Source organism: Mycobacterium sp., assembly GCF_049802695.1.
GTDB lineage: Bacteria > Actinomycetota > Actinomycetes > Mycobacteriales > Mycobacteriaceae > Mycobacterium.
The window spans coordinates 1-1,811 of record NZ_JBARMY010000196.1; the positions used below are offsets into that span (position 1 = coordinate 1).

General features: G+C 65.9%; 2 protein-coding genes and 1 pseudogene. All 3 read right to left on the minus strand.

From position 1 onward, the window contains the following. Positions 1 to 671: pseudogene (locus WA317_RS07945) on the minus strand (molybdopterin-dependent oxidoreductase); the annotation flags it as partial. Positions 672 to 790: 119 nt separating this feature from the next. After that, positions 791 to 1,489: a methyltransferase domain-containing protein gene (locus tag WA317_RS07950; protein WP_425172515.1), complete on the minus strand. Its 699-nt coding sequence runs from the start codon at positions 1,487 to 1,489 to the stop codon at positions 791 to 793. Continuing rightward, on the minus strand, positions 1,486 to 1,811 hold a 326-nt coding region (locus tag WA317_RS07955; RefSeq protein ID WP_425172516.1), incomplete at its 5' end, for a hypothetical protein. The genes WA317_RS07950 and WA317_RS07955, both read right to left, overlap by 4 nt.

Genomic DNA, 1,811 nt, shown 5'->3' on the forward strand with positions numbered 1-1,811 from the left:
CCACCGACCAGCGCCAGCGCGCCACGGCGACTAATGGTCGGCGGACCGGGGTCGGCGGCGACCAGTCCGTCGGGGTCCGGCGGCTCCGGACGGGTGTCGGCCCGCGAGGTGCGCAGCATCGCGCGAAATGAGCGCGAGCGCAGGCTCCTGACCATTTTCGGGAATTTGATCAGCACGTGAAGGACGAAGCCTGCGACGAAAACCCACGCGCCGTAATAGTGCGCGGTGTAGAAGCTGAACCCGAAGATGTAGTCGTACTGGATGTTGAGCACACCGGTAGCCAGCTCGAAGAGGATTCCGCCCACCAACATCAACAACGACAGCCGCTCCGTAGCCTGCGCGATCGAACGCAGCGGCGGCCAGGCGAACAGCCGGGGAATGACCGACCAGAGTTTCGCCAGCACCACCGGGATAAGGATCAGACCCAACCCGACATGCACACCTTGACTCAGCCGGTAGAGCCACGACGGGCGGGTCGGCCAGTCGAAGGTGGGCAGTTTGAGCCATCCGACGTCATTGGGGATGGCCTGACCGAATTGCGGGGCGTACGCGATGTAGGACAGCAGCCCGGTCAAGATCACCAGTGGCAGGCCGACGAGCAGCACCGAGCCGAACACCGACGTCAGCCAGGGTCCTCGCAGCGGACTTCGCCACCGCTGCAGCAGACCCATCCCGGGCGGACGATGGCGCTCCAGCGCGCGCCACAACGGTGCAGGAAAGCCGTAGATCGGGCCGATCTCCGAGTCGAGGCCTTCAGCTGGGCCAGGCGATATTGACGTCTCCTCGGGGGCTACCAATGCACGCCGCCACGATCAGCGGCTGTCAGCACCGCGATCACCCGATCGTGGATGTCGACGACATGAGTCACAATGAACCCGGCGGCGTGTGCGATCACGCCGAGCGCGCCGGCCCCCATCCGCGACCACGGAAACCAATGCCCCAGGTGGTGCTCGGTTTCCCAACGCAGCAGTTCCAAACACAACTTGGTTGTCGGGGGATCGATCTCGACGATGACGATGCCGCCGTGCGCGAGAAGGTCCGCAGCCCGCCGCAATGTCAGGACCGGGTTGCCGCCGATACCGATATTGCCGTCGATGAGCAGGATCTGTTCCCAGCTGCCTTCGGCGGGCAGGGGTGCGAACAGATTTCGGTGAATCGCGATTCCCCCGCGTCGACGGGTCATCTCCACCGCGGCGGCCGAACTGTCCACCCCGAGCGCTGGCAATCCGCGCTGCTGTAGCGACGCGGTGAATCGCCCGGGACCGCAGCCCAGGTCCAGAGTTGGACGCGAGGAGCAATGCCGCAGTACGTGCTCATCGGCGAGCCGGTCCTGCGGCGTGGTCTCCGGACCCCCCATCCAGCGGGCAATCGGCAATTCACGGCGGTGTCCGCGATGATTGCGGACCCAGCATGCGCCGCCCACCTCGGCCGACCGGTAGATCAGGTCCGCCGACCTCGCCGCAGCCGCCTGAACGGCATCAACCTTCATCGCCACTCCTTGCCCAGTCGACGCTCTCGTTGCCTGGCGAATCGATGCCACATCTCCAACACGTCCATCTCCACCCACTGGTTCACATCATCGGTGTGCGTGGGTGTTATTCGGTGCCGATTTCGGTAGGGATTGCCGCAGGACGATTTCAAACCGGCGCGGACCTTGGCGGTGGCGCCGTCGCCGTCAGGCACAGTGGAGCGATGAGCTTGCGCTCCGCGCTGGTTGGCCTGCTGAGCGCTGGCTTGCTGGTCACCGGCTGCGGCGGCGACACGGGCTCGCCCGCAGCTACGACGACCCCGGTGCCCGTGCGAGCCGCCAC